The following is a 23,403-nucleotide window of genomic DNA, read 5'->3' as shown; positions in this document are numbered from 1 at the left end:
GGATTTTATCAAAGAAGGGATGATTTTAATGTTTAAAGGTGTTTTATTTGATTTAGACGGTGTTATTACTGATACAGCTGAGTACCACTATAAAGCTTGGAAAAAACTAGCCGATGATTTAGGTATTACAATTGACCGTAAATTCAACGAATCATTAAAAGGCGTTAGCCGAGAAGATTCACTACGCTTGATTTTAGAGTATGGTGAAATGACAGACCAAATTACTGATGCTCAATTCCAGGCATTAGCAACAGAAAAAAATGATAACTATGTAGTCATGATTGAAGAATTCAGTGAAGCTGACGTGTTCCCTGGTATTTTGCCTTTGTTAAAAGCACTCAAACAACACAAGATTAAAATCGCTCTTGCTTCAGCGAGTAAAAATGGGCCCATTTTATTAGAAAAAATGCACATTAGCGATTACTTTGATGCCATTGTCAACCCGGCATCTGTACCTAATGGGAAACCAGCTCCAGATATTTTTATTGCTGCTGCTGAATCCATCAATGTACCAGTGACTGACTGTATTGGAATTGAAGATTCTAAAGCTGGTATTGCCGCAATTAAAGCCAGTGGTGTTCTACCAATTGGTGTTGGTCAAGCCGCTGATTTAGGCTCTGATATTGCTCTAGTTGATGCAACAGATAAGTTAACGTTCGATTATCTTACAACTGTTTGGGCAAGTAAACAATAATGGGAACACATTATAACATCACAAAAGATAGCCAAACTGGTATTCATTACATCACATTAACGAATGGCCCTTTGACTGCCGTATTTGTTGACTTTGGTGCACGTTTACATAAATGGTTGGTTCCTGATAAAAGCGGCCAACAAGAAAATATTTTATTGAGCTTAGATACATCTGAAGCAATCTTAGAAGATACGGCTCAATTCGGTGCTCTTGTCGGACCAGTTGCTGGTCGTATTAAAGACGCACAGTGGAAAAATTATCAATTAGAACGAAACCATGGTCAACATCATATTCACGGTGGTTCACAGGGTTGGTGGCACCGCTTTTGGCACTTTGATTTTGCTGAAACAAAAGATAGTATCAGTGTCATCTTTTCATTGACTGATACACTGTCTGGCTATCCTGGTCCAATCACTGTCGAAAATACCTATGAACTAACGAAAACTGGAATTACCATGACGACACGATGTCAAACAGAAGAACCAACGATTGTCAATCCAACCAATCATGTCTATTTTAATCTTTCTGGCAATACTAAACGCGATATTACTCGTCATAATTTAATGATTCAAGCAGAACAACGAGCGGAAACTGACAATGAAGCTATTCCAACCGGTCACCTACTACCAGTCACTCAGACAGCATATGATTTTCAAACGATGACACGTCTAGGTGATGCCCTACCGAAATTAACAAACGGACTAGATGATGCCTACTTATTATCAACTAATACTCGTCGTCCACAAATCATTTTAGAAGAACCCTTAAGCGGTCGGAAATTACAAATAACAACTTCCAGACAAAGTGTTGTTGTTTTTTCAACAACAGGGTTTAATGCTAACTTTACGGTTAATAACCAACCTATGTCATCACAATTAGGTCTGGCTCTAGAAACACAAGAATTACCAGATATTGTTCACCACCCTGAATGGGGTGAAATCGAGCTAACACGACAACATGAGAAAGTTTTTGTAACAACTTATACTGTTCTTTAAATAGTAAAAAAAGAGCCTGACCAACATCGTCAGGCTCTTTTTGGTTGCAATTATAAAATATTTCGTTAGATTAACAGCTTCAAAGAAATCAAACTGCTATAAACGTAATCTCCCGTAATAATAATTAGCGTTAAATCAACTACCGACTAACTTTTTAATTGCTCGATTAATGGTAAAAATACTATTCGATGCTTTTATTCGTTTAAAATTGGTAAAATCAGTATCCTCGAAAGAGAAAGCGTCCCTGATTTACCATCAGTATATCTCTAACAATCAGACGCAAATCCTTTTTAAATCTGTATATTTTCATCATATTCTATTACAAAACTTTAGATAACTGGATTAGTACTACCTCTCCAATTTGGAATTCAAATTTTTCATTGATTCAGCACCCTTTTATAAAGCAATCACAACTTAGTCATTAGTATTCTTTGTCACTATCTTTTAATCATGACAAAGATAAACAAACTCCCACTATGTCTATCTTCTTCATAATTATTCTGATTAATTTTCGTTTCATTATAATTTAATCCAATAAAACAAGTCGATAGTCATAGGTCAGTTTTATAAATCTCTAATGAACTAAAAAAATAAGCCTTTAAAAAAGACTTATCACCTGTAAAACCTTTTATTATTCCTTTTTATTGAAGACAGTTTTGTCTAATTAGCGATATGCACTTAACCTTATTAAGACATTCACTCAATTGGGTTAGTTAAATAAACTTTTCCAAACCAATCCGGGCCATGTGCACCATGAAAATCGGATCCACCATAAAGAGATAGTCCATAACAATCCGCTAATTCTCTAACCCGTTGGTGATCGGCAACCGTATGATCGGGATGATATAACTCGATACCATCTAATCCTAATGCTACTAGCTCTGGGACTAACTCATAACTATTAAGTTGACCTGGATGAGCTAAGACTGCCGTCCCACCTGACTGTTTGATAGCCTTTAATGAAGTAAAAACATCGCTATAAAGTATATCTTTAGCGCCTTCACCTTGCTTAAATAATTGTTGGTATAAATCGCCATATAACTCTGATGTATACCCCTGATCAATTAAAGCCATCATCACATGCTGTTTATATAATCCACTCGAATGGCGTGCTTTTTGCTTAACATCATCCAAAGTAATCGCATAACCGAGTGATTGAATTACCTTTAATTGACGTAGTGTATTATCTGTCCGTGCAGCGAGTAAGCCATCGCATAATGCTTTAATTGGTGTTCGATCATCAATATCATAAGCTAGCAAATGAACTTTACGTTGCCGTTTAAAATCATAAGCACTTATTTCAACGCCTAAATGTAATCTCACAGGTGATTCCTTAAAAATTTTAGCACAGTGCTCATGTCCTAAAAATGTATCGTGATCAACAATTCCAATTTCTGCTATATCACGTTGTAGCGCTAACGCTAAAATCGTTTCTGGAGATTCTGTACCGTCTGAATAATAAGTATGAACGTGCCAATCAACTTTATGTTTTTTCATGAGATAAAACGCCCTTTTTGAATATTAAACTCTTGATCGCACAAGCCGTCCATAAACTCTAAATCATGAAAAATTCCAATCATCGACGTTCCAGCGGCTTTTAATTGAATAATCACATCACGAACTTTTTCTTTTGAGTGTTGATCAAGTGAGGCAGTTGGTTCATCAAGCAATAATAACTTAGGTTTTTTCACCATTGCTTTGGCAATATTTAATCGTAATTTCTCACCACCAGAAAAGGTATTGGGAAATAAGGTCCATAAATCTTCTTTAATCTCAAAATGTCGTAACATCTCTTCTGTTTTCACTTGTGCTTCCTCTTTATCATAACTTTCAAGAGCTGAGCGATACACAATATCGTAAGCCGTTGTTCGGGGTAAACTCTGCAAAAATTGTGACACATATCCAATCTCACTACGCCTAATCTGCGCCACTTGACGTTCAGATAAATCTGCTAAATCCACTACGCCATACAATGTCGAATCATACAAAATGCTCCCTTTCTGAGGTAAATTCGTGCGATAAATACAGCGTAAAATAGTTGATTTACCACTCCCACTTTTTCCAGTGATTCCAATAAAACCTCCTTTGGGTAAAGCTAAATTAATCTCCTGACATCCGATAACCTGTTTATCAACATGATGTAATGTAAATTGTTTTGCTAAATCCGTCACTTGAATCAGGTGATTATCCGCTAAATTAGATTCGATACGTTGTTTCATTGACTAGCACTCCTCTCACAAATGTATGTGTCACAACGGGTACGTTAGGTACGACATTTTGGATAATTAAAATATCGGCTAATTTATTTGGCTCTAAACTACCAACCTCATCTGCGATACCTACAGCTTTAGCTGGTGCAAGTGTCACTAATTGAACTGCCTCAGGCAAAGTTAAAACCTCTTCACGAGCCAATTTAAACACCGCATGTAATAAACTGGCTGGATAATAATCACTACACAAAACATCAATACCACCTACTTGAATGGCCTCTTTAACTGACAAGTTACCAGCATGAGACTTACCAAGCAGCACATTAGGAGCACCTCCAACTGTCATCAAGCCTCTTTTACGTGCTTCAACTGCAACATCAATCGTAATCGGAAACTCTGAAATTGTGGTATTTAATCCTTCCATTAAGTCTAATTTAGTCATCGTGTCATCATCATGTGATGCTAATGGTACCTGATGTGCTTTCGCTAAATCAGCTAGCTCTTTTAATTGAGCTAACGTTAACTTAGTAACATCTTGTTGACTATCTAAAATCTTTTGTACCTTTTCATCATCGCCATCATGATAACCGTGCAAAATATGACGATAAATTTCTAAATCTCGATACTGACCTTGTCCAGGAGTATGATCCATAAATGATAACAACTGAACCTTTCCTTCTTCAATCATTTGTTTGACTAAATCAAGTTGTTTAAAATTATCAATCTCATAACGTAAGTGCATCCGATGATGAATTAAATGACTTTTATTGTTTGACGCATCAATCAATTCAAGTAGCTTTGAGACATTTTCACTATTGCGGATAGGCTTTTCATCAAAAACAGAACGCCCCATTAAACTTAATGAGTGGTACATCGTTGTAATACCATGCGTTAATAATTCACGCTCCGCTTCATATAAAGCTATTTCAAAATCAATTAAAGAAGTCGGTCGTGGAGCAGCAATCGTTTCAATATAATCAGAATGAACATCAATAAATCCAGGTAATACATAGCCTCTTTTTGCATCAATAATTTGCTCTAAAGGAAATGTCATTAATTCTGAATCTGGAACCATTGCAATGATTAATTCACCATCAATAATTAATGAATGATTAACAATCACATGATTCGGTAAAACAATATGGGCATTAGTAATAGCTTGCATAATTTGAACGCTCCTTATAATAATGAATAAACTAGTTGTTGCGTGTACTCATGTTGTGGGTCTTCCAAAATTTGATCCGTTAGTCCATGTTCAATGACTTGACCATTCAATAAAACATAGGTCCGTTCTGATAACATTCGAATAACCCCTAAATCATGGGAAACGACTAACATACTGACACCGTATTCTTGCTGAATTCGCTTGATAATATCCAGCACTGTTGCTTGAACGGATAAATCAAGTCCTGTTGTTACTTCATCTAAAAATAAAATCGGGGGATTAGTCGATAGCGCTTTGGCAATTTGAACGCGCTGTTGCATGCCACCTGAAAAATTCGCTGGCGCTTCCTTCATTCGAAAACTTGGGATATTGACTTGCTCCAATAAATCGCCACCAATCGTCTGCATATCTAAGACATGTCGATTGCCACTCGCAATCATTTTCTCAGCGACATTCGCAATCGCTGAAATCGACATCGTTAAACCTAAATATGGATTTTGGTAAACCATCCCAAGTTTTTCATTGCGGAGTAATCGGCGTTTTTGTGACGATAACTGATAGATATCCTCAATATTTTCATCGAGGGCAATCGACACACTCCCACTAGTCGGCTCTTCATCAAAGAATAAACAACGCATTAGAGTCGATTTACCGGAACCTGATTCACCAACAATTCCCACAATTTCACCTGGGTATAAATCCATCGAAATATTTTGACAGGCATAGACAGTTCCACATTTAGGGCAGTAATTTTTTTCTAGTTGACGCGTTTTTGACTGACAACAAGCCGAGCACCCTTCGCCATACTGCTTATTTAACTGATTAATCGATAAAATCGGGGTTTCTTTAGTCATGAGCGGCTGCTCTCCTTTCCAAACAATAGCTACTATCATTGCATTGATATACAACGTTATGTTGTGCATCAAATAATTCATCCATAAAGACGCCACTCGCACCACATAAAGCACAGCTCACTCCAGCAAACGATTCGGGTTCAAATGGACGGTCTTCAAAATCAATTGATTTGACATGTGTATACGGTGGGACGGCGAAAATCTTTTTCTCACGACCAGCACCAAGTAAAATCAAACCGTCATTTTGATTCATTTTTGGATTATCAAATCTAGGAATTGGTGAGGGTGTCATCAAATAACGACCGTGTACCATTACAGGGTGTTCTGCTCCAGTTGTCGTTGTACCAAAACGTACAATTTGGTCAAATAACATTAACCAAGCACCTGTATATTCTTTATCTCCATGAAGACGTTTTGTGACAAATTCACGCGGTTCATACGCACGTAGTGGCTCACAAACCGGCACTTGTAAGACTAATATTTGATCCTTTTTTAATGGTTTCTCGGGAATTCTATGTCGCGACTGAATCAATGTCGCAACAGCGGTATCTGATGTAACATCGACACCTGTGGTTTTCTGAATTAATTTCTTAATATTAATCGCATTGACACTTTCATCGCTCCCTTGATCAATAACTTTCAACTTATCCGTTGGTCCAACTAATGCTAAGCTTACTTGAAGTCCACCAGTTCCCCATCCCCGACCAATTGGCATCTCACGCGAACCAAAAGGAACTTGATACCCTGGAATACAAATAGCTTTCGTAATTGTTCGACGAATTTCTCGTTTTGACCCTTCATCAAAAAAAGCAAAATTATAGTTCATGACTTACGTGTCCTCCAGTTTTTCGAATACTATCTAATTTAGATTGGAACGTTACATAATGTGGTAATTTCAAATGTGATAAAAACCCAGTAGATTCGATACTATCCACATGATATAAAACAAATTCCTCATCACCAGCTGGATGGGTAGCATCTTTAGTTTCTAAACTGTGATCCAGAATGCCCATTGAAATAGCTTTTGTTTCATTACGACCAAAGACAAAACCATACCCTATTTCGATTTCCATTTCCTCGACACCATCATTCTTTACTGTTACTGGCATAAACATCTCAACCTCTGTTGCTTCAATCGTACCAATGTATTGATCGTCAACATAGAGGGATACATCACCTACACGTAACTCACCAACTGTTGGGTGTGTTGGTCCAAAACCACGAATCACAGCATAAGCTAACATCATGAGTGCTTGCGACATACCTCTGGTTAAAGTTTGCAACCTTTCACTCCGCTGTGTTGGAAACTCAATTAATTTTTTCGTCACATCAACTGGAGGTGTATTATTTTGTAAAACTGGCTGCAGTAAGCCAACCTCACGTAGATAATCCGCTACTTTAGGGTATTTAGGTAAGTCAGTCAGCGTCGTTTCTGGGACAAATGCTTGAAATTCTTTAAGTAATGTTGCCACTTGTTCTGCATAATTCTCCGGAGTTGAAAAATCAATCAATCGATGCATATAATCATATGATGCCCCCAGAATTTGCCCGCCAGGAATATCTTTAAATGCAGCAGAAATACGTCGCTTAACTAGCATATCTTGATTAGTTTCAACACGTTCCGTGTACCCGATACGTTCTAAAGTCGAACGATACGCTCGAAGTAAAAAAACTGCTTCTTCTACTGACCCCTCCGCTTGCCATAAACTTCTAGCTGCTAAATCAGGCGAGTATAATGATGCTTCACTCATGACTTGATCAACCAATAACTTCATATTGGCTTTAATACTCTCAATAGTCACTAGATCGCCTTCTGAGATTTTTTGATAGGCCAAGAGTTTCAAACTTGCTTCAATGGCTTTCTGGCCACCTTTTACTGCAACATATGCCATCCTTAATTTACCTCCTGAATAACTGTCGTTCTTGGTAAGCCAAGCATTTTACCTGATTGGTCGATTACTAACATATCAATACCTAATGGGTACTCTTGATTCAACTCTTGTCTAATCACTAGTAGCTCAGATAATGCTTTAGTTAAACCTAAAGTCAGCTGAGATTTAATTCCAGGTCCAGTCAAAATATAAGTATTATCACCATAAAGTTGTGAAACGCTGACGACAATAGTTGCCGATAATTGAGGATCTATTAAATTACCAATTGAGACTTGTTTAATAGGGCTAACATCAAGTGATGGTTGATTAATCAAATCAACAAAGACCGTTTGAGCTACAGAGATAGCAACCTTTTTCGTTCGAAATTCATGTGTTAGCACTGCTTCTTGCTCCTCTGATAGACCTAAACTAGCATAGCTAACTTCTTGATCTAAGAAAGTTAACGCATATAGATATTTCCCAATCGGTAAAACTGCTTGCGGACTATCTGGTAGTTGTTTGACCTCACCCACATATGATAAAGCTGAAATAAATAACCGAAAAGCTTCCTGTGCTAGTAATACTTGCTGATTCATCTAATCTTCCTCCACTTCCATCACATCAAACGATACTTTTGTTTGATTAATTGCTTCTTGTTCTTGATTGATTGTATGTAGTAAGGCGGCACGACGTTGCTCGAATACTTTGATCCATTGCACTTTTTCTATATCACTCAACAGTGGATATAAGGCATCAATGATAGCTAAATACTCCGCTTTTTTTAATTGTTCACCCAAAATCATTCCTGTTCCATAAGATGATCCAATCCGAACTTTGGCATAAGAAACCAGTACCTCGCCACTATAAAATAATGAATTTTTAGCTGTTTCACGTGTTGTCATCATCACCAAAGCTGTGCGTGGTATTTCGACTAAATGACGTTCATATTGATTTCCATACTGCTCTACAAGCTCACTAGCCAATGTCTGATCTTCTACTAAAACCCATGTACGCTCTTTTTTATTCATCGTTTATCTCTACCCTCTTGAAATATATTTATGTTTTAAGCGATTTGATAAAATTTCTAATATTGCTGCCACCATGAAAATAAGATAAACTAATACCCCAATTTCATGTAAATCAAAATAAAACCCACTTGTCATTGCTAACTCAAATCCTAATCCTCCAGCACCTGCGGCAGCACCAACTGCGATTGCATTCGTAAAATTAATTTCAAAACGTAAAAACGTCCAAGATAATAACATTGTCACAGTACTCGGTAAAATAGCTTGCCCGACAATTTGAAACCAGTTAGCGCCACTAGCTTTTAAAGCCTCGATAACACCTTCGTCAATTTCTTCAATACTTTCAGAATACGTTTTGGTTAAGTATGCTACACTATGAAACAACATACCAATGACTGCAGCATTTGTGCCTAAACCCATAATAATCGAAAAAATTAAAACCCATAAAATTGTAGGTACTGCGCGAATGACTGACATCACCAAACGAATCGTATAAGATAATCGCTTTGACGATAAATTACGAGCCGCTAATAAAGCTAGACCAAAAGCTAGGAACATAGCTAAGATTGTTGTAATGACAGCTAAAGATAACGTCATCATCAAAGAAAGTAGCAAGCCTTGAATCGGAAAACGCCCCGATAAAGTAGGCTCTAAAAAAATAGTTCGACTATCCGTTAAAAACTGTTTAAATGCTGTGATGACAATGAGATTCCCATAATCCATTGTCACCAACGTATAAAGCGTGACACTAGCTAACAGACTTAGCAAGCTCACCATTAAGACACGTTGCTTCGTCCACTTTTTTATCTTAATCGTTTGATTGCGTCCTAACTGAACATGGTCAAACGGGAACGTCACATCTTGTCTTAGTTTTAACGTTATTTCTTGTTGCTCCATTAAATAATGTTCCTCCTTATTGTCGTTGTTAATAATTCCAGCGCCATGACGACACTTATCAAAATCAAAATAATCAAACCCACAACATCATAGGCAAAACGCTTATAATATAAATCAAATAAAAAACCAATACCCGTTCCAGTTAAAATACCAATCAAGGTAGCATCTCGAATATTATTCTCGATTAAAAAAAGTACCCAACTAATCAACTGGCTTGACGCCATTGGAATCACACCTTGACAGACAATCTGTAAATAATTCGCTCCACTGGCCTTTAAAGATTCAACTATCGCACCCGACTGTTCATCAATTGTTTCTACAAAGGCTCGCGTCAAGTAACCAAATGTCGTAAAGCTCAACGCTAAGTACCCAGTAAATTCACTTTGCTTAAAGCTTAGTAATAGAATCATCGCCCATACAACCAATGGCATATTTCTAAAAAACGACGCTACTAAACGGACGAACACTTTTAAAAAAAATGTTAATCCTAATTCTCTTGAGCCAATAATCGAAAAGATTAATGCTAAAATGGCTGCCGTTGACGTTGCAGCAATGGACATTAATACTGTTTCAACTAACTTGGATAAAATGAGTGGTAAGTAAGTTAGTGTATTCGCATTCGGCAGAAAATTTTGACCTAACCACACTAATCCTTGGGGTAAAATCAGAAGTGAGCCTGTTAAGTTAAAACCACTAATGAGCGTTGCAACAATAAAAACAATGATTAGCCCACTAAATAAAAGCCACGTTTGTTGTCTTTTTTTCTTAAAATACTCAATTTGCTTCATATCACCATATCCTTTAAATCGTATAATTGACGGATTTTATCCTCGGTTAATTCATCTGGCACCCCATCAAAGTATTTTTCTCCTGCACGAATACCAATAATCCGGTCGGAATAGGCTAAGGCAACATCGACTTGATGAAGATTGACCAAACAAGTAATTCCCATTTCGAGTGAAATTTGTTTGAGATAATCCATAATAATTTTAGATGATTTCGGATCTAATGAGGCAATCGGTTCGTCACACAGTAAAATATCAGGTTTCTGCATTAACGCTCTAGCAATCCCTACACGTTGTTTTTGACCACCACTAAGTGAATCACAACGCTGATAGGCCATTTCTTCTAATCCAAGTTTTTTTAATAATTTAAAGGCCTCTTTTTTTCGACTTCAGTATAGCGACCAACTGAGCCATTCCGCGTATTTTTATATCCTAGCCGACCATGTAAGACGTTCTCAATAACCGTTAAACGCGGAATGAGATTGTAATGTTGAAATACCATACCTATTTTACGACGAACTAATCGCAACTCTTTTTTTGATGTTAATAAGATATTGGTATCATCTAAATAAATTGCTCCCTTACTTGGCTCGACTAAACGATTTAAACAACGCAACATGGATGATTTACCCGAACCTGATGGCCCAATAATTGAGATAAATTCACCCTGAAATACTTGAAAAGACAATCCTTTTAAAGCTTTTTTACCATTTGGATAAATTTTTTCAATCCCTGTGATTGTTAAATGAACCGTTTTGGTAGATAACTTACTCTGACATTTGTCTGATTGGCTCATAAAAAGCATCCTCCACTTCAACAAATTGTTCATCCTTTTCTTTTCCAAACAATGCCGGATTATCCCCATCTTTTTTATTAAAAATCGCCTTATTCTGACTGGTCTCATCTGAGGTGAATGCTGCTAAGATTTTAGCTTTTTCATCTTGGCTGACGACATCTTCATTGACTACAATTGGGGCATTTAATACAGGAATTGATTTAATGACACGAACTTTTTTACCTCTAACAGATTCAAATGGAGCACCCGCCGTCTCACGTACTTTATAGACCATACCTGTTTGATTTTCTTCACCTGAAGCAACTTCAAAATATTCTGGCATATTCATAAATGCTGCTGCATCAACGTCACCTTTCAATAAGTTGACCGCTGACCCTTGATGTGACCCACCAAATAAAACTTTATTAAAAAATTTATTTTCCATGATTAATTCATCTGAATTATCTAATCCGAATTCATCAATAATGACCGAGCTTGGTACTTTAAAACCGGAAGTTGAACTATTGGAAACAAATGAAAAGTTTTTTCCCTTAATTGGCTCTAATGTATATTTATCTGCTTGCTGATACTCAATTTTCTTATCTTCTGGTACTGCGATAAAACTATAATAAAGGGCATCCTCAAGTGTCCCACTTGGACCAGAATTCGTAACGATTGGCTGAACTTTAGGATTTTTTTTATGAGCTTGAATATAACCTTCTGCACCCATAACTGCCATGTTAGCTTGCCCATTCGCTATTGTCTCAATTACAACGTTATAATCTGTCGTTGTCACAACTTCAACTTTTTTACCCGTTGCTTTAGCAACAATCTCTTTTAATGCCTCACGCGATTTTTCAAATTCTTGCGCTGATTCATTCGGATAAAAAACTAATTTAAAAGCATCGTTCTTCCCATTTTTTTGCAGACTGTTCGGTTTCGTTGCAGTTGCTCCGCCTGAACAGGCTGTAACAGCTAAAGCTAATAGTGACAAAATAATCATTGAGAGTAATTTCTTCATGATTCCGTCGCTCCTTTTTATTTGATAGCACAACAATAACAAAGCTTTGTAAATTTTTAATTTTAATGCTGTATTTTTCTTGTAATTTTCAATTATTTTTGTAAAATCTCCTTATAAACTATCTTTTGCTTAATATGTCACATCACTTATTACTAACTTTTTTATAATAATTCCAGTAAGAACTTCGCTAATTAGTTTATTTAATACTCTTTAATTAGATTATTTTTTCACAATCTAATTAAAAAATATTGTTTTCACAAGAACACATTTTAGTTGTTCATTATTATTATTAGAACTTATTTTACTAATATAGCTAAAAAAACTTGATAATCTTTGTTATTTACTTATCAATTCATTTGTGAAGTTCACAAGCATATACATCGTTAGAATGATTCTCATTTGCTATATTGGCTTTACCGCAAAGCTTTAGCTGTTGTGAGATAATTCATTTGAGAGGAAGATTTTATGAAAATTATTGTTGTAGGATGCACACATGCTGGCACATCAGCAGTTAAACATATATTAGCAAACCAACCAGAAGCAGAGGTTTTAGTTTATGAAAGAAATGATAACGTATCCTTTTTATCATGCGGAATCGCACTGTATGTCGGTGGCGTTGTTAAAAATGCGCAAGACTTATTCTATTCAACTCCTGAAGAATTGGCTGCTCTAGGGGCAACCATTAAAATGGAACATGATGTGACGAATATTGACAGTGACAATAAAACAGTGACTGCTAAAAATTTACTCACAGGTGCTGTTGAAACAGAATCTTATGATAAATTAGTTATGACGACTGGTTCTTGGCCAATCACTCCACCTATTCCTGGAATTGATTCTGACAATATTTTATTGTGTAAAAACTATAATCAAGCGAATGAAATTATTCGCAAAGCAGAAACAGCCAAACGTGTTGTCGTAGTTGGTGGTGGTTATATTGGGATTGAGTTAGTGGAAGCTTTCATCGATTCAGGCAAAGAAGTCACTTTAATTGACGGTGTTGATCGAATTTTAAATAAATATCTAGACAAGCCATTTACCGATATTTTAGAAAAAGAATTAATCGCACGTGGCGCAACTTTGGCTCTTGGAGAAAATGTTCAATCATTTGAAACAAGCGCTAGTAACGTGACAACTGTTCATACACCATCACACTCTTTTGAAGCCGATTTAGTTATTATGTGTGTTGGTTTCAGACCGACTACTGATTTACTTAAAGAACAAGTTGATATGCTACCAAATGGTGCTATCAAAGTTGATGAATATATGCGTACAAGCGATCCTAATATTTTTGCTGCTGGTGATAGTGCAGTAGTTCACTACAATCCAACGAATTCTTACAACTACATCCCATTAGCAACTAATGCTGTCCGCCAAGGCATGCTGGTTGGAATGAATATTAAAGAAAATACTTTAGCTTATCGTGGTACACAAGGAACATCTGGTTTGTATTTATTTGGTTGGAAAATAGGTTCAACTGGTTTGACAATTGATAGCGCTAAAGCAATGGATATAAATGCTGATTCAGTTGTCTTTGAAGACAATTATCGTCCAGAATTTATGCCAACAACTGAAAAAGTGACCATGTCTTTAGTTTTTGATAAAGACTCTCGTCGAATTTTAGGTGGGCAATTAATCTCTAAATACGATATCACTCAGTCAGCTAATACTCTATCACTTGCGATTCAAAATAAAATGACCGTGGAAGACCTAGCTATTTCAGATTTCTTCTTCCAACCACATTTTGATCGCCCTTGGAATTACCTCAACTTATTAGCGCAAGAAGCAATGAAAAAAGCATAAAAAAAGAACGATTTTCCTATAAAGGCTCTATGTCAAATCGTGTTGATGGACAAGATTATTGATAATAAGAAGTCACAAAATTGAATATATTTAAATGAAGTGAGGGAAGGGATTCTCTCACTTTTTATTTGGTTTCAAAAACTTGATTTGGAATTAAAAAGATACGTCGATTAAAAATCAGAAAATTACGATAACCATAGGCTACTCGTTTAATAACCTTGATTTTATTGTTTATACCTTCTAAAAAGCCATTTGAATACGAACGAATATTTAAAAGCATTTATAACTCCTTGAGAAAATTTATTAAATAGCTTAAATTTTACTTTGAACTCTTTAGGTAACTCTGATGGAACATGCGAACACAACTCCAAAAAGAAGGAATAATCTTTTATTTTATAAGCGTATTTTAGTTCTTGTACGTAATTATAAGCAGTTTTTAACAAAAAACTGTAAGAAAGTAATTCATCTATAACTTCGGTGGAGGACATATTCTTTTTTAATAATGACCTATAATAGAAACGCTAGTAATTTAGTTCAGAACTATCTTTTAAAAGTAATTTTCACTATCGTTTCAACCTCCTGTATTGTTTAGAAATCTGACAGTAATCGTCTACTAATACAGTAGATGCACTGAAAGTTGACTGACAGTTTTTACAAATATAGCGTTCTTTATTTAACTTTAGAAAGGTTGGGCGCCTCTTAATTTCTGGTAATTGACTAATTGTTTGATAGGTTCCATTCTTGATATATTTAGAAAAGCCCCATTGTGGACATGTTCTACTATCAGTAGTTAACCTGCCACTTATCATATTTACAGCACGTGCATGTCTCGCTTCGCGAGACAACCAATTATTATCAAAAATTAAAGCTTCATCGGTTAAATTGAGTAGTTTTCTTGTATTATTATCCATAAATTATGTTGTGGTAACTTAATTTTATAAATAAGAATGTCTCTTTTTCTATGTAAAATAAAAAATCGTGTTGATAGAATTTAGTCTATCAACACGATTTAGTGTACAGCCACTATTAAAGGAAAATCGTTCTTTTTAATTTTTAAATGAATGGATTGGTGCAGGAATTCTACCACCACGTTGAATAAACAAATCAGAATTTGCTTGGTTGATTGGCATAACTGGTGCTCGGCCTAGTAAGCCACCAAATTCAACCATCTCGCCAATTTGTTTGCCATGAGCTGGAATCAGACGAACAGCAGTTGTTTTATTATTAATGACGCCAATAGCTGCTTCATCAGCAATCATTGCTGACAATGTCGTGGCACTCGTGTCGCCAGGAATCGCAATCATATCAAGACCAACAGAACAGATCGCGGTCATAGCTTCTAACTTATCTAATGACAAATTGCCCGCTTGAACGGCTTCAATCATTCCGATATCTTCTGAAACAGGAATAAAGGCTCCAGATAAGCCACCTACATGACCACATGCCATTACGCCACCTTTTTTCACAGCGTCATTTAATAGTGCTAATGCCGCAGTTGTCCCATGTGTCCCAACTTGCTCTAAGCCCATTTCTTCTAGAATATGTGCCACTGAATCACCTACAGCAGGTGTTGGAGCTAATGACAAATCGACAATTCCAAAGGGAACATCTAGTTCTTTGGATGCTAGTTGACCAACTAGTTGGCCCATACGAGTGATTTTAAAGGCAGTTTTTTTAACTGTTTCCGCAACAATATCAAATGGCTCACCAGCTACTTTTTCTAAAGCACGTTTAACAACTCCGGGACCACTAACACCAACATTAATGACACAATCAGCCTCTCCAACACCATGAAAAGCACCTGCCATAAATGGATTATCATCTACCGCATTAGCAAAAACAACTAATTTGGCACATCCCATCTCAGAAAGTTCTGACGTTTCTTTAATAATCTGACCCATTTGTTTAACAGCATCCATGTTAATACCAGACTTAGTGCAACCAATATTAACAGAACTACATACTCGATCAGTCACAGCTAAAGCTTCAGGAATTGATTGAATCAAAATATGATCGCCTTTAGTATAACCTTTTTGCACTAACGCTGAAAAACCACCCACAAAATCAACGCCAATCTCTTTTGCCACTTTATCAAGCGTTTTCGCAATTGGAACATAACTTGTCGCGTTAGTTGCCCCACCAATCATCGCAATTGGTGTGACAGAAATCCGTTTGTTAATAATTGGAATACCGTACTCTGCTTCAATTTGCTGTGCGACCGCAACTAAACGGCCCGCTTTCATTTTAATTTTTTGTTCGATTTTTAGACACGCTTGTTCAATGTTACTATCAATACAATCCAATAAAGAAATTCCCATTGTAATAGTCCGAATATCTAACTTTTCTTCATCAATCATGCGAATCGTTTCAACCACTTGATTTATTTCCAACTGACTTCCCTCCTATAATTGGTGCATAGCGTGAAACAAGTCTTCACGTTGAATCCGAATAGTGACCTCTAACTCTTCTGCTAGTTCGTCAAAAATCGTTTGAATATGAGCAACATCTGATGTGGCCTGTGTTAAATCAACCATCATCATCATCGTAAAGTTACTTTCCATAATCGTTTGCGAAATATCTAAAATATTAATCTCTAGCGACATCAATTTAGCGCTCACACGAGCAACAATCCCAACTCTATCGCGACCAATCACAGTTAAAATGGCTTTCATTCAAAATTCCCTCACTTTCTATAATGCCATTATTGTAGCACATTAAAGACTGAAAAAAACTACTTTCTGACCATTGTCAAAAAGTAGTTTTTGTTTTTTATCTCTTAATAATGAATCACTTGCTTCGTTTCAGCTGCTTCAAAAATAGTTTCAATTAAAGCCAATACTCTTGCGACTTCAGTATTTTTAACCACGGGTTCAGCATTTTCGCGTACCACTTCATAAAAATTACGATAAAAGTCAGTAAATTCTGCTTGTCCATCAGGCAATGGAAAAATAGTTGTCGCTTCTTCAGATGGTGGTGCCATCGTTTTAGTCAGTCCTTGACCCGCTTGAATTGGAACTAAGCGATGATGATCAATAAAACCGGTTTGTTTCACTACCTGTCCAGATAGGTCCCAATCCTCAACAACTGCGGTTCCCTCTAAACCTTTAGCATACCAACGTGGCAACTTAATAAAGTTAGTCGTTCCTACTTCAATAATACTCTTCACGCCATTCTCAAAAGTTATGTACGCAATAAACCCATCATCGACTTCGTCCCCTAAGACAAAACTCAAGTCAGCTGCGACCGATTTAATGGGACTATCAACTAAGAATAATAATTGGTCTAGTAAGTGGACACCCCAGTCTAGTAGCATACCTCCACCCTGAGCTTTTAAATGACGCCAATCACCAGGGATACCATTCGCTCCGTGGACACGTGATTCAATTTGAAACAACTCACCGATCTCACGCGATTGATACAAGTCACGAATAATTAAAAAATCTTTGTCCCAGCGACGATTTTGATGCACCATAAAGACTTTATTCGTTTCTTTGGCGACTGCTAATACTTCTGCTAGCTCTTCACTCGTCATCATCACAGGCTTTTCACAGACAACGTGCTTTCCAGCTTCTAGAGCTTTAATTGCTAATTCTTTGTGAGAATCATTTGGTGTCGCAATTAAAACTGCCTCAACATCAGAATCGTTCAAGACAGCATCTAACGTGTCATAGACTTTTAAGCCTAAATCTGTTGCTTTTACTAACTGTTCTGGGTTGATGTCATAAGCTCCATATGCTATAACACCATCTGTTTCCTTAATCAACTCGCGTGCATGATAACTTCCCATACCACCTAAGCCAATAATGACAAATTTAATAACAGACATGTTCAAATTCCTCCTTGCAACAAATTATGCCCACCATAAATCGCCTGGTTGGTCTTTAATCATAATTGATTGTAAATTAGTCACAGCACGTGAGAAGCCCTCGTCAATCGACATCAATGGGTCTTCGTGCTCAATGCTTAAAACATAATCGTAATTGTATAATCTCAATGCACTAATAATCGCAGACCACTCATCCATACTATGACCACATCCAACCGAACGGAACGTCCATGACCGTGTTTGCACGTCACTATATGGCTGCATATCTGTTAAACCGTACATATTAATATTTTCTTGATCCAAATAAGTATCTTTCGCATGAAAATGATGAATAGCTTTTTCGCGACCTAAAATCTTAATCGCGCCTACTGGATCAATCCCTTGCCACCACATATGTGACGGATCTAAATTACACCCAATATTTTTCCCAGCAGCATCTCGTAATTTCAACATCGTATAAGGTGTATGAGCTAGGAAACCACCATGTAATTCAATCCCGATTTTAACACCAGCTGTATCGCACACTTGATTAATGTCTTTCCAATAAGGAATTAATTTCTTTTCCCACTGATAGTGATAAATATCCGTATAATCTGTTGGCCATGGCAGTACCGGCCAGTTAACGCTAGTATCCGTCTCATTCCCACCAGCAACACCAGAAAAACCATTAACTACAGGAACATTCATCAATGATGCTAACTTAATTGTTTTTCTCAGCAATTCATCCGCTTCTTTCGCTTCTGCGGGCTTTGGTGAAATCGGATTATGATGGGCACTAAAGGCACTAATTTCTAACCCTTTATCTGCTAACTTCGCTAAATAATCCTGACGTGCATCACTACTAGCAAGTAAGGCATCCACATCACAATGAGCCTTGCCTGGTGAGCCACCAGTTCCAATTTCAACCATTTGTAATCCTTTTTCAGCGACACGGTTAATCATATCGTCAAAACTTAAATCATTAAATAATGGGGTAAATACACCTAATTTCATTGTTTTGCACTCCTTTTATAATTTTTCTAGTGGTTCGTGATTGCCATATGTTGGGTAGTGATTTTCAGTTGGTGCACACCAGTTGACGGCATTTTTAATCACCCGTTGGACTTGTGGATGATAGTATGATGGATATGTTTCATGCCCCGGTTGGAAGTAAAAAATCTTACCATTACCTCGTCGATAAGTACAACCACCCCGGAAAACTTCGCCACCTTGATACCAATTAATAAAAACTAGTTCATCTGGAGTAGGAATATCAAAATGCTCACCATACATTTCTTCTTGCTCTAAATCAATGTACTCGCCAATACCTTCAACAATTGGATGGCTTGGATTGACATTCCAAATACGGCAACGTTCATTGGCTTCACGCCATTTCAAATCGCACGATGTCCCCATTAACTTCATAAAAATTTTTGACATGTGACCTGAATGTAAAACGACTAGCCCCATTCCTTGAAGCACTCTTTGATGAACACGGTCAACAACTTCATCTGAGACTTCCTGATGAGCAATATGTCCCCACCAAATTAACACGTCGGTATCATTTAAGACTTCTTCAGTTAAGCCATGCTCGGGTTCGTCGAGTGTAGCTGTTTTCACTTGGAAATCGTTTTTTAGAAATGCTTTTAATTGACCATGGATACCCTCTGGATAGACTTCATTAACTTTTTCATCTGTCTTTTCATGACGGTATTCATTCCAAACGGTTACTTGAATCATTTAGCGTCCACTCCTGACTGATTTAAAAATACAGGCTCACCCGTTTTAGCTGATTCGTACATTGCTTCTAAAATTTCTGTGACAACTAATGCTTCTTCAGGTTTAACAACCGGATCAGTATCCGTTAAAATAGCCTGAATCCAAGATTCTGCTTCTTTTAATGCGGGATCGTCGCCTTCACCATCATAGAAATCCACGCCGCCAGTTTCTAATTCAACATGACGTTCATACAATAAACCACGGTCTTCACCATTTAGTGTTAAACCATTCTTCATATCAGCGCCACCTTTTGTCCCATGAAGTTCTGTTTGTGCTTCACGGACATCTAAACCATTTAATGCCCAACTAGCTTCTAGGAAAATTGTGGCACCATTTTCCATCGTGATAAAACCAAATGCTGAATCTTCTACCGTAAATTTTTCTGGATCCCAAGGTCCCCAAGCATTCGCAGCATTTTTAGTTGCCGCTAATTTATGATACGTATTCCCAACAACGTACTTAGGTCGATAATTATTCATCATCCATAGTGTTAAATCTAATGCATGCGTCCCAATATCAATTAGTGGGCCACCACCTTGGGCTTCCTCATCTAAGAATACACCCCAAGTCGGCACAGCACGACGACGAATAGCATGAGCTTTTCCAACATAGATATCACCTAGCTCACCATCAGCACATACTGCATGTAAATACTCAGAATCTGTTCTAAAGCGATTTTGATAGCCAATGGTCAACTTTTTTCCCGTACGTTTGGCCGCATCAACCATTGCTTTAGCTTCAATACTAGTTTTAGCCATTGGTTTTTCACACATCACGTGTTTACCAGATTCAAGTCCGGCAATTGAGATGGCTGCATGTGAGCTATTTGGTGTACAAACATGAATTAAGTCAATTGTATTGTCACTTAGCAACTCTTGATAATCTTCGTAAGTTTTCGCTTCTGATGTTCCGAATTTTTCTTTAGCGATTTTAGCACGCTCTAAATCAATATCACAAAAAGCGACCATCTCTACATCAGCAATTTTACTTAATGCTGGCATATGTTTGTTTGTCGCAATACCACCACACCCAATAATTCCTACCTTTAAGACCATAAAAAAAACCTCCATCACTTGTTTTGTTATACTCATTCTACAAAACATTGATAAGGTTTTCTTCCTTAAAAAAGGGCTAATTATTCCCGAATATTGTCTTTTGATATTTTAATGGTGATAAACCAACGTGCTCTTTAAACACATGATGAAATGTTTTAACACTGTTAAATCCTGATAACTCAGCTACTTCAATCATCGGAATTTTTTTATGTGACAAAATATATTTAGCCTGACTAATCCGATAATCATTTAAAAACTGCATAAAGGTTTGTCCTGTATTTTTTTTAAAAAAACGTGCAAAATAATAAGGGCTAAAACCAACTGCTTGGGCCACATCGTCAAGACTAATGCCTTCCATATAATGACTTTCGATATAATTAAAAATCTTATTCAAACGTTCTAACGTCTCATGGTGATTAACTGCCTCAACGAAATTTCCTGTGGTTAAAACATGTGCTTTTTCTGGAATATCTCGGTAATAAGTCGCAATCAACTGATTTAAATAGCCAACAACGGCAAATTCATACCCTACCTGTTGCGTAGCCATCTCGTCATATAATTGTCTTAAATACGTAACAACTCGTTCAGCCACATGTGATGGCCATTGACGACTATGATTTTCCCTAGTTTCAAACAAATGAATCAACTCATTTTCTTGATTACCTTTTAAATAAGTTTCACGAAATAGTTCTAAATCAAATTGAAACACATAACGGTGACTACCAGGTGATGCTAAAAAATAATGCGACTCGCCACTCCCAAAAACAAAGACTTCCCCGCGATGAACTTGAAATAACTGTTGATTGTAACCAATATTTACTGATCCTTCAGTGACTAAAATGACTTCAATTTCTTTATGCCAATGAGGTGGTACAATGACTTCCCCTTCATTTTCTAACGTTCGAAACGGAAAAGAAAATGGCCATTCTAATAATTCTAGGTACAAACTCATGGTGTAACCGTCCCTTCTTTTGTTCTAGATTAACAAAAAAACTCCTGAAAGAAAATCTTTCAAGAGCTTTAATGATTTATTTGGCATAATCAACGGCACGTACTTCACGTACGACCGTCACTTTGATATGGCCAGGGTATTCTAGTTCTTCTTCAATTCGCTTACGAACTTCACGTACAAGGAGAACCGCTTCATCATCGGATACTTCTTGCGGTTTAACCATCACACGAATTTCACGTCCGGCTTGGATAGCAAAACTACTATCAACACCTGGGAAATCATTAGCAATATGCTCTAAACGTTCCAAACGTTTAATATAATTTTCAAGTGATTCACTACGAGCTCCTGGTCGAGCAGCAGATAACGCATCAGCAGCAGCGACTAAGACAGAAATGATTGATGTTGCTTCTACGTCACCATGATGTGAAGCCACAGCATTAATGACTACGTCATTTTCTTTGTACTTGCTAACTAGCTCTGTTCCAATCTCGACATGTGAACCATCCACTTCGTGATCTAAAGCTTTACCAATATCATGTAGTAAGCCTGCCCGTCTAGCTAAAACAGGATCTTCTCCTAACTCTTCAGCTAAGACACCTGCTAGTTTTGCGACTTCAATTGAATGATTTAACACATTTTGACCGTAACTTGTTCTAAAACGTAGACGACCTAAAATCTTAATTAAATCAGGATGCAACGAGTGAACACCAACATCAAATGCTGCATTTTCACCGTACTCACGAATACGTTCATCCATTTCTTTTTTAGATTTTTCAACCATTTCTTCAATTCTTGCAGGATGAATCCGTCCATCTTGAATTAATTTTTCAAGCGTCATTCGTGCTACTTCACGACGAATCGGGTCAAAGCCTGAAAGCACTACAGCTTCGGGCGTATCATCAATAATTAAATCGATACCTGTTAAGGTTTCTAACGTCCGGATATTCCGTCCTTCACGTCCGATAATACGTCCTTTCATATCATCATTTGGCAACGTCACAACCGTAACTGTCAATTCTGACACTTGGTCAGCAGCACAGCGTTGAATGGCTAATGATAACATATTTTTCGCTTTGCGATCGATTTCATCTTTCGCCCGACGATTGCTATCTTTGACTAGCATTGCGCGTTCATGCGTCAATTCCTCCGCCATTTCATCCATGATAATACCCGCTGCGTCATCTTTCGTTAACGAAGCGATTCGTTCTAACTCTAGTTGTTGTTCTTCAATCAACCTAGATACTTCTGTTTCTCGTTCATCAATTAATTGCTTTCTTGAATCAAGTTTATCTTCTTTCTCCTCTAGTGAGCGTTCGCGTTGAACTAGAGAATCATCTTTTCGATCAAGGTTAGATTCACGTTGCAATAATCGATTTTCTTGATTTTTTAATTCGACTCTCTCTTCTTTCAGCTCACTTTCAATTGCTAGACGATACGTTTGATTCTCTTCTTTTGCTTCCAACAAATACTCTTTTTTGAGAGTTTCAGCTTCTTTTTTAGCTTGCTCAATAATAGTTGCTGCAGTATGGTGTGCACCTGCTATTGATTTCTCATGACGAGATTTTGCGACAAAATAGCCAATTGCTAGACCTACAATCAATCCGATGATAGTTATGGGAAGGAGTATCATTAAAAATGTAAAACTCATAAACATACCTCCGTACTATCTTTATATTTAGTTGTAGTTAGATCATATAAAAAACAAATAAAAATCATG

The 23,403-nt window shown here is 37.0% G+C and carries 23 protein-coding genes and 1 pseudogene; 3 read left to right on the top strand and 21 right to left on the bottom strand.

Going from position 1 to position 23,403, the window contains the following annotated elements; translation table 11 throughout:
• Positions 1–28 precede the first annotated feature (28 nt).
• Positions 29–694, top strand: coding sequence for a beta-phosphoglucomutase (gene pgmB / locus BW732_RS08145; RefSeq protein ID WP_077276284.1), 666 nt, complete (start codon positions 29–31; stop codon positions 692–694).
• Complete coding sequence (locus BW732_RS08140; RefSeq protein ID WP_077276283.1) at positions 694–1,689, top strand: aldose epimerase family protein; 996 nt, start codon at positions 694–696, stop codon at positions 1,687–1,689. The genes pgmB and BW732_RS08140 overlap by 1 nt, the downstream gene beginning before the upstream one ends.
• A 696-nt stretch (positions 1,690–2,385) precedes the next feature.
• Here BW732_RS08140 and BW732_RS08135 read toward each other — a convergent pair.
• From BW732_RS08135 to BW732_RS08080, 12 genes and pseudogenes are all read right to left on the bottom strand, one after another.
• Positions 2,386–3,186, bottom strand: coding sequence for a PHP domain-containing protein (locus BW732_RS08135; RefSeq protein WP_077276282.1), 801 nt, complete (start codon positions 3,184–3,186; stop codon positions 2,386–2,388).
• Positions 3,183–3,908, bottom strand: a complete 726-nt coding sequence (locus BW732_RS08130) for a phosphonate C-P lyase system protein PhnL (RefSeq protein ID WP_077276281.1) — start codon at positions 3,906–3,908, stop codon at positions 3,183–3,185. The genes BW732_RS08135 and BW732_RS08130 overlap by 4 nt, the downstream gene beginning before the upstream one ends.
• Positions 3,886–5,064 (bottom strand): alpha-D-ribose 1-methylphosphonate 5-triphosphate diphosphatase, encoded by a 1,179-nt coding sequence (locus BW732_RS08125; protein WP_077276280.1) that lies wholly within the window; start codon positions 5,062–5,064, stop codon positions 3,886–3,888. The genes BW732_RS08130 and BW732_RS08125 overlap by 23 nt, the downstream gene beginning before the upstream one ends.
• Positions 5,065–5,078: 14 nt before the next feature.
• Positions 5,079–5,918: an ATP-binding cassette domain-containing protein gene (locus tag BW732_RS08120; RefSeq protein ID WP_077276279.1), complete on the bottom strand. Its 840-nt coding sequence runs from the start codon at positions 5,916–5,918 to the stop codon at positions 5,079–5,081.
• Positions 5,911–6,744 carry an alpha-D-ribose 1-methylphosphonate 5-phosphate C-P-lyase PhnJ gene (locus BW732_RS08115; protein WP_077276278.1) on the bottom strand — a complete coding sequence of 278 codons (834 nt, stop codon included), beginning with the start codon at positions 6,742–6,744 and terminating at the stop codon, positions 5,911–5,913. Before BW732_RS08115 ends, BW732_RS08120 begins: the two co-directional genes overlap by 8 nt.
• A complete protein-coding gene (locus tag BW732_RS08110) occupies positions 6,734–7,810 on the bottom strand; it encodes a carbon-phosphorus lyase complex subunit PhnI (RefSeq protein WP_077276277.1) in 1,077 nt (358 codons plus the stop codon). The genes BW732_RS08115 and BW732_RS08110 overlap by 11 nt, the downstream gene beginning before the upstream one ends.
• A 2-nt stretch (positions 7,811–7,812) precedes the next feature.
• Positions 7,813–8,385, bottom strand: a complete 573-nt coding sequence (gene phnH / locus BW732_RS08105; RefSeq protein WP_077276276.1) for a phosphonate C-P lyase system protein PhnH — start codon at positions 8,383–8,385, stop codon at positions 7,813–7,815.
• Positions 8,386–8,817, bottom strand: coding sequence for a phosphonate C-P lyase system protein PhnG (locus tag BW732_RS08100; protein ID WP_077276275.1), 432 nt, complete (start codon positions 8,815–8,817; stop codon positions 8,386–8,388).
• 9 nt (positions 8,818–8,826) lie between these two features.
• The gene (locus BW732_RS08095) at positions 8,827–9,711 is read right to left on the bottom strand and encodes a PhnE/PtxC family ABC transporter permease (RefSeq protein WP_077276274.1); all 885 of its coding nucleotides are present in this window, start codon (positions 9,709–9,711) and stop codon (positions 8,827–8,829) included.
• On the bottom strand, positions 9,711–10,499 hold the full coding sequence (locus BW732_RS08090) for a PhnE/PtxC family ABC transporter permease (protein ID WP_077276273.1): 789 nt from the start codon (positions 10,497–10,499) through the stop codon (positions 9,711–9,713). The genes BW732_RS08095 and BW732_RS08090 overlap by 1 nt, the downstream gene beginning before the upstream one ends.
• A pseudogene (gene phnC, locus BW732_RS08085) lies at positions 10,496–11,292 on the bottom strand (phosphonate ABC transporter ATP-binding protein). The gene BW732_RS08090 and the pseudogene phnC overlap by 4 nt, the downstream one beginning before the upstream one ends.
• The gene (locus BW732_RS08080; RefSeq protein ID WP_077276272.1) at positions 11,264–12,292 is read right to left on the bottom strand and encodes a phosphate/phosphite/phosphonate ABC transporter substrate-binding protein; all 1,029 of its coding nucleotides are present in this window, start codon (positions 12,290–12,292) and stop codon (positions 11,264–11,266) included. Before BW732_RS08080 ends, phnC begins: the two are co-directional and overlap by 29 nt.
• A gap of 465 nt (positions 12,293–12,757) precedes the next feature.
• Here BW732_RS08080 and BW732_RS08075 point away from each other — a divergent pair, with 465 nt between their 5' ends.
• A complete protein-coding gene (locus tag BW732_RS08075; RefSeq protein ID WP_077276271.1) occupies positions 12,758–14,095 on the top strand; it encodes an FAD-dependent oxidoreductase in 1,338 nt (445 codons plus the stop codon).
• Between the two features lie 124 nt (positions 14,096–14,219).
• Here the strand turns inward: BW732_RS08075 and BW732_RS11795 are convergent, their stop codons facing one another.
• From BW732_RS11795 to rny, 9 genes are all read right to left on the bottom strand, one after another.
• The gene (locus tag BW732_RS11795; protein ID WP_077276270.1) at positions 14,220–14,375 is read right to left on the bottom strand and encodes a transposase; all 156 of its coding nucleotides are present in this window, start codon (positions 14,373–14,375) and stop codon (positions 14,220–14,222) included.
• Positions 14,376–15,141: 766 nt separating this feature from the next.
• Complete coding sequence (locus BW732_RS08060; RefSeq protein WP_077276268.1) at positions 15,142–16,485, bottom strand: PFL family protein; 1,344 nt, start codon at positions 16,483–16,485, stop codon at positions 15,142–15,144.
• Positions 16,486–16,497: 12 nt separating this feature from the next.
• Positions 16,498–16,767: an ACT domain-containing protein gene (locus BW732_RS08055; RefSeq protein ID WP_077276267.1), complete on the bottom strand. Its 270-nt coding sequence runs from the start codon at positions 16,765–16,767 to the stop codon at positions 16,498–16,500.
• Between the two features lie 104 nt (positions 16,768–16,871).
• Positions 16,872–17,921: a Gfo/Idh/MocA family protein gene (locus tag BW732_RS08050; protein ID WP_077276266.1), complete on the bottom strand. Its 1,050-nt coding sequence runs from the start codon at positions 17,919–17,921 to the stop codon at positions 16,872–16,874.
• Positions 17,922–17,945: 24 nt separating this feature from the next.
• A complete protein-coding gene (locus tag BW732_RS08045; protein WP_077276265.1) occupies positions 17,946–18,914 on the bottom strand; it encodes a sugar phosphate isomerase/epimerase family protein in 969 nt (322 codons plus the stop codon).
• Between the two features lie 15 nt (positions 18,915–18,929).
• The gene (locus tag BW732_RS08040) at positions 18,930–19,640 is read right to left on the bottom strand and encodes a ThuA domain-containing protein (RefSeq protein WP_077276264.1); all 711 of its coding nucleotides are present in this window, start codon (positions 19,638–19,640) and stop codon (positions 18,930–18,932) included.
• Positions 19,637–20,734 (bottom strand): Gfo/Idh/MocA family protein, encoded by a 1,098-nt coding sequence (locus BW732_RS08035; protein ID WP_077276263.1) that lies wholly within the window; start codon positions 20,732–20,734, stop codon positions 19,637–19,639. The genes BW732_RS08040 and BW732_RS08035 overlap by 4 nt, the downstream gene beginning before the upstream one ends.
• Before the next feature lie 76 nt (positions 20,735–20,810).
• Positions 20,811–21,686 (bottom strand): AraC family transcriptional regulator, encoded by an 876-nt coding sequence (locus BW732_RS08030; RefSeq protein WP_077276262.1) that lies wholly within the window; start codon positions 21,684–21,686, stop codon positions 20,811–20,813.
• A gap of 76 nt (positions 21,687–21,762) precedes the next feature.
• Entirely contained in the window at positions 21,763–23,316 is a 1,554-nt protein-coding gene (gene rny, locus BW732_RS08025; RefSeq protein WP_418369036.1) for a ribonuclease Y, read from the bottom strand.
• Positions 23,317–23,403: the final 87 nt, after the last annotated feature.

It is taken from the genome of Vagococcus penaei (assembly GCF_001998885.1).
GTDB classification, from domain to species: Bacteria; Bacillota; Bacilli; order Lactobacillales; family Vagococcaceae; genus Vagococcus; species Vagococcus penaei.
The sequence above is the reverse complement of the archived record's forward strand: the minus strand, read 5'-3'. Positions and strand labels throughout refer to the sequence as shown.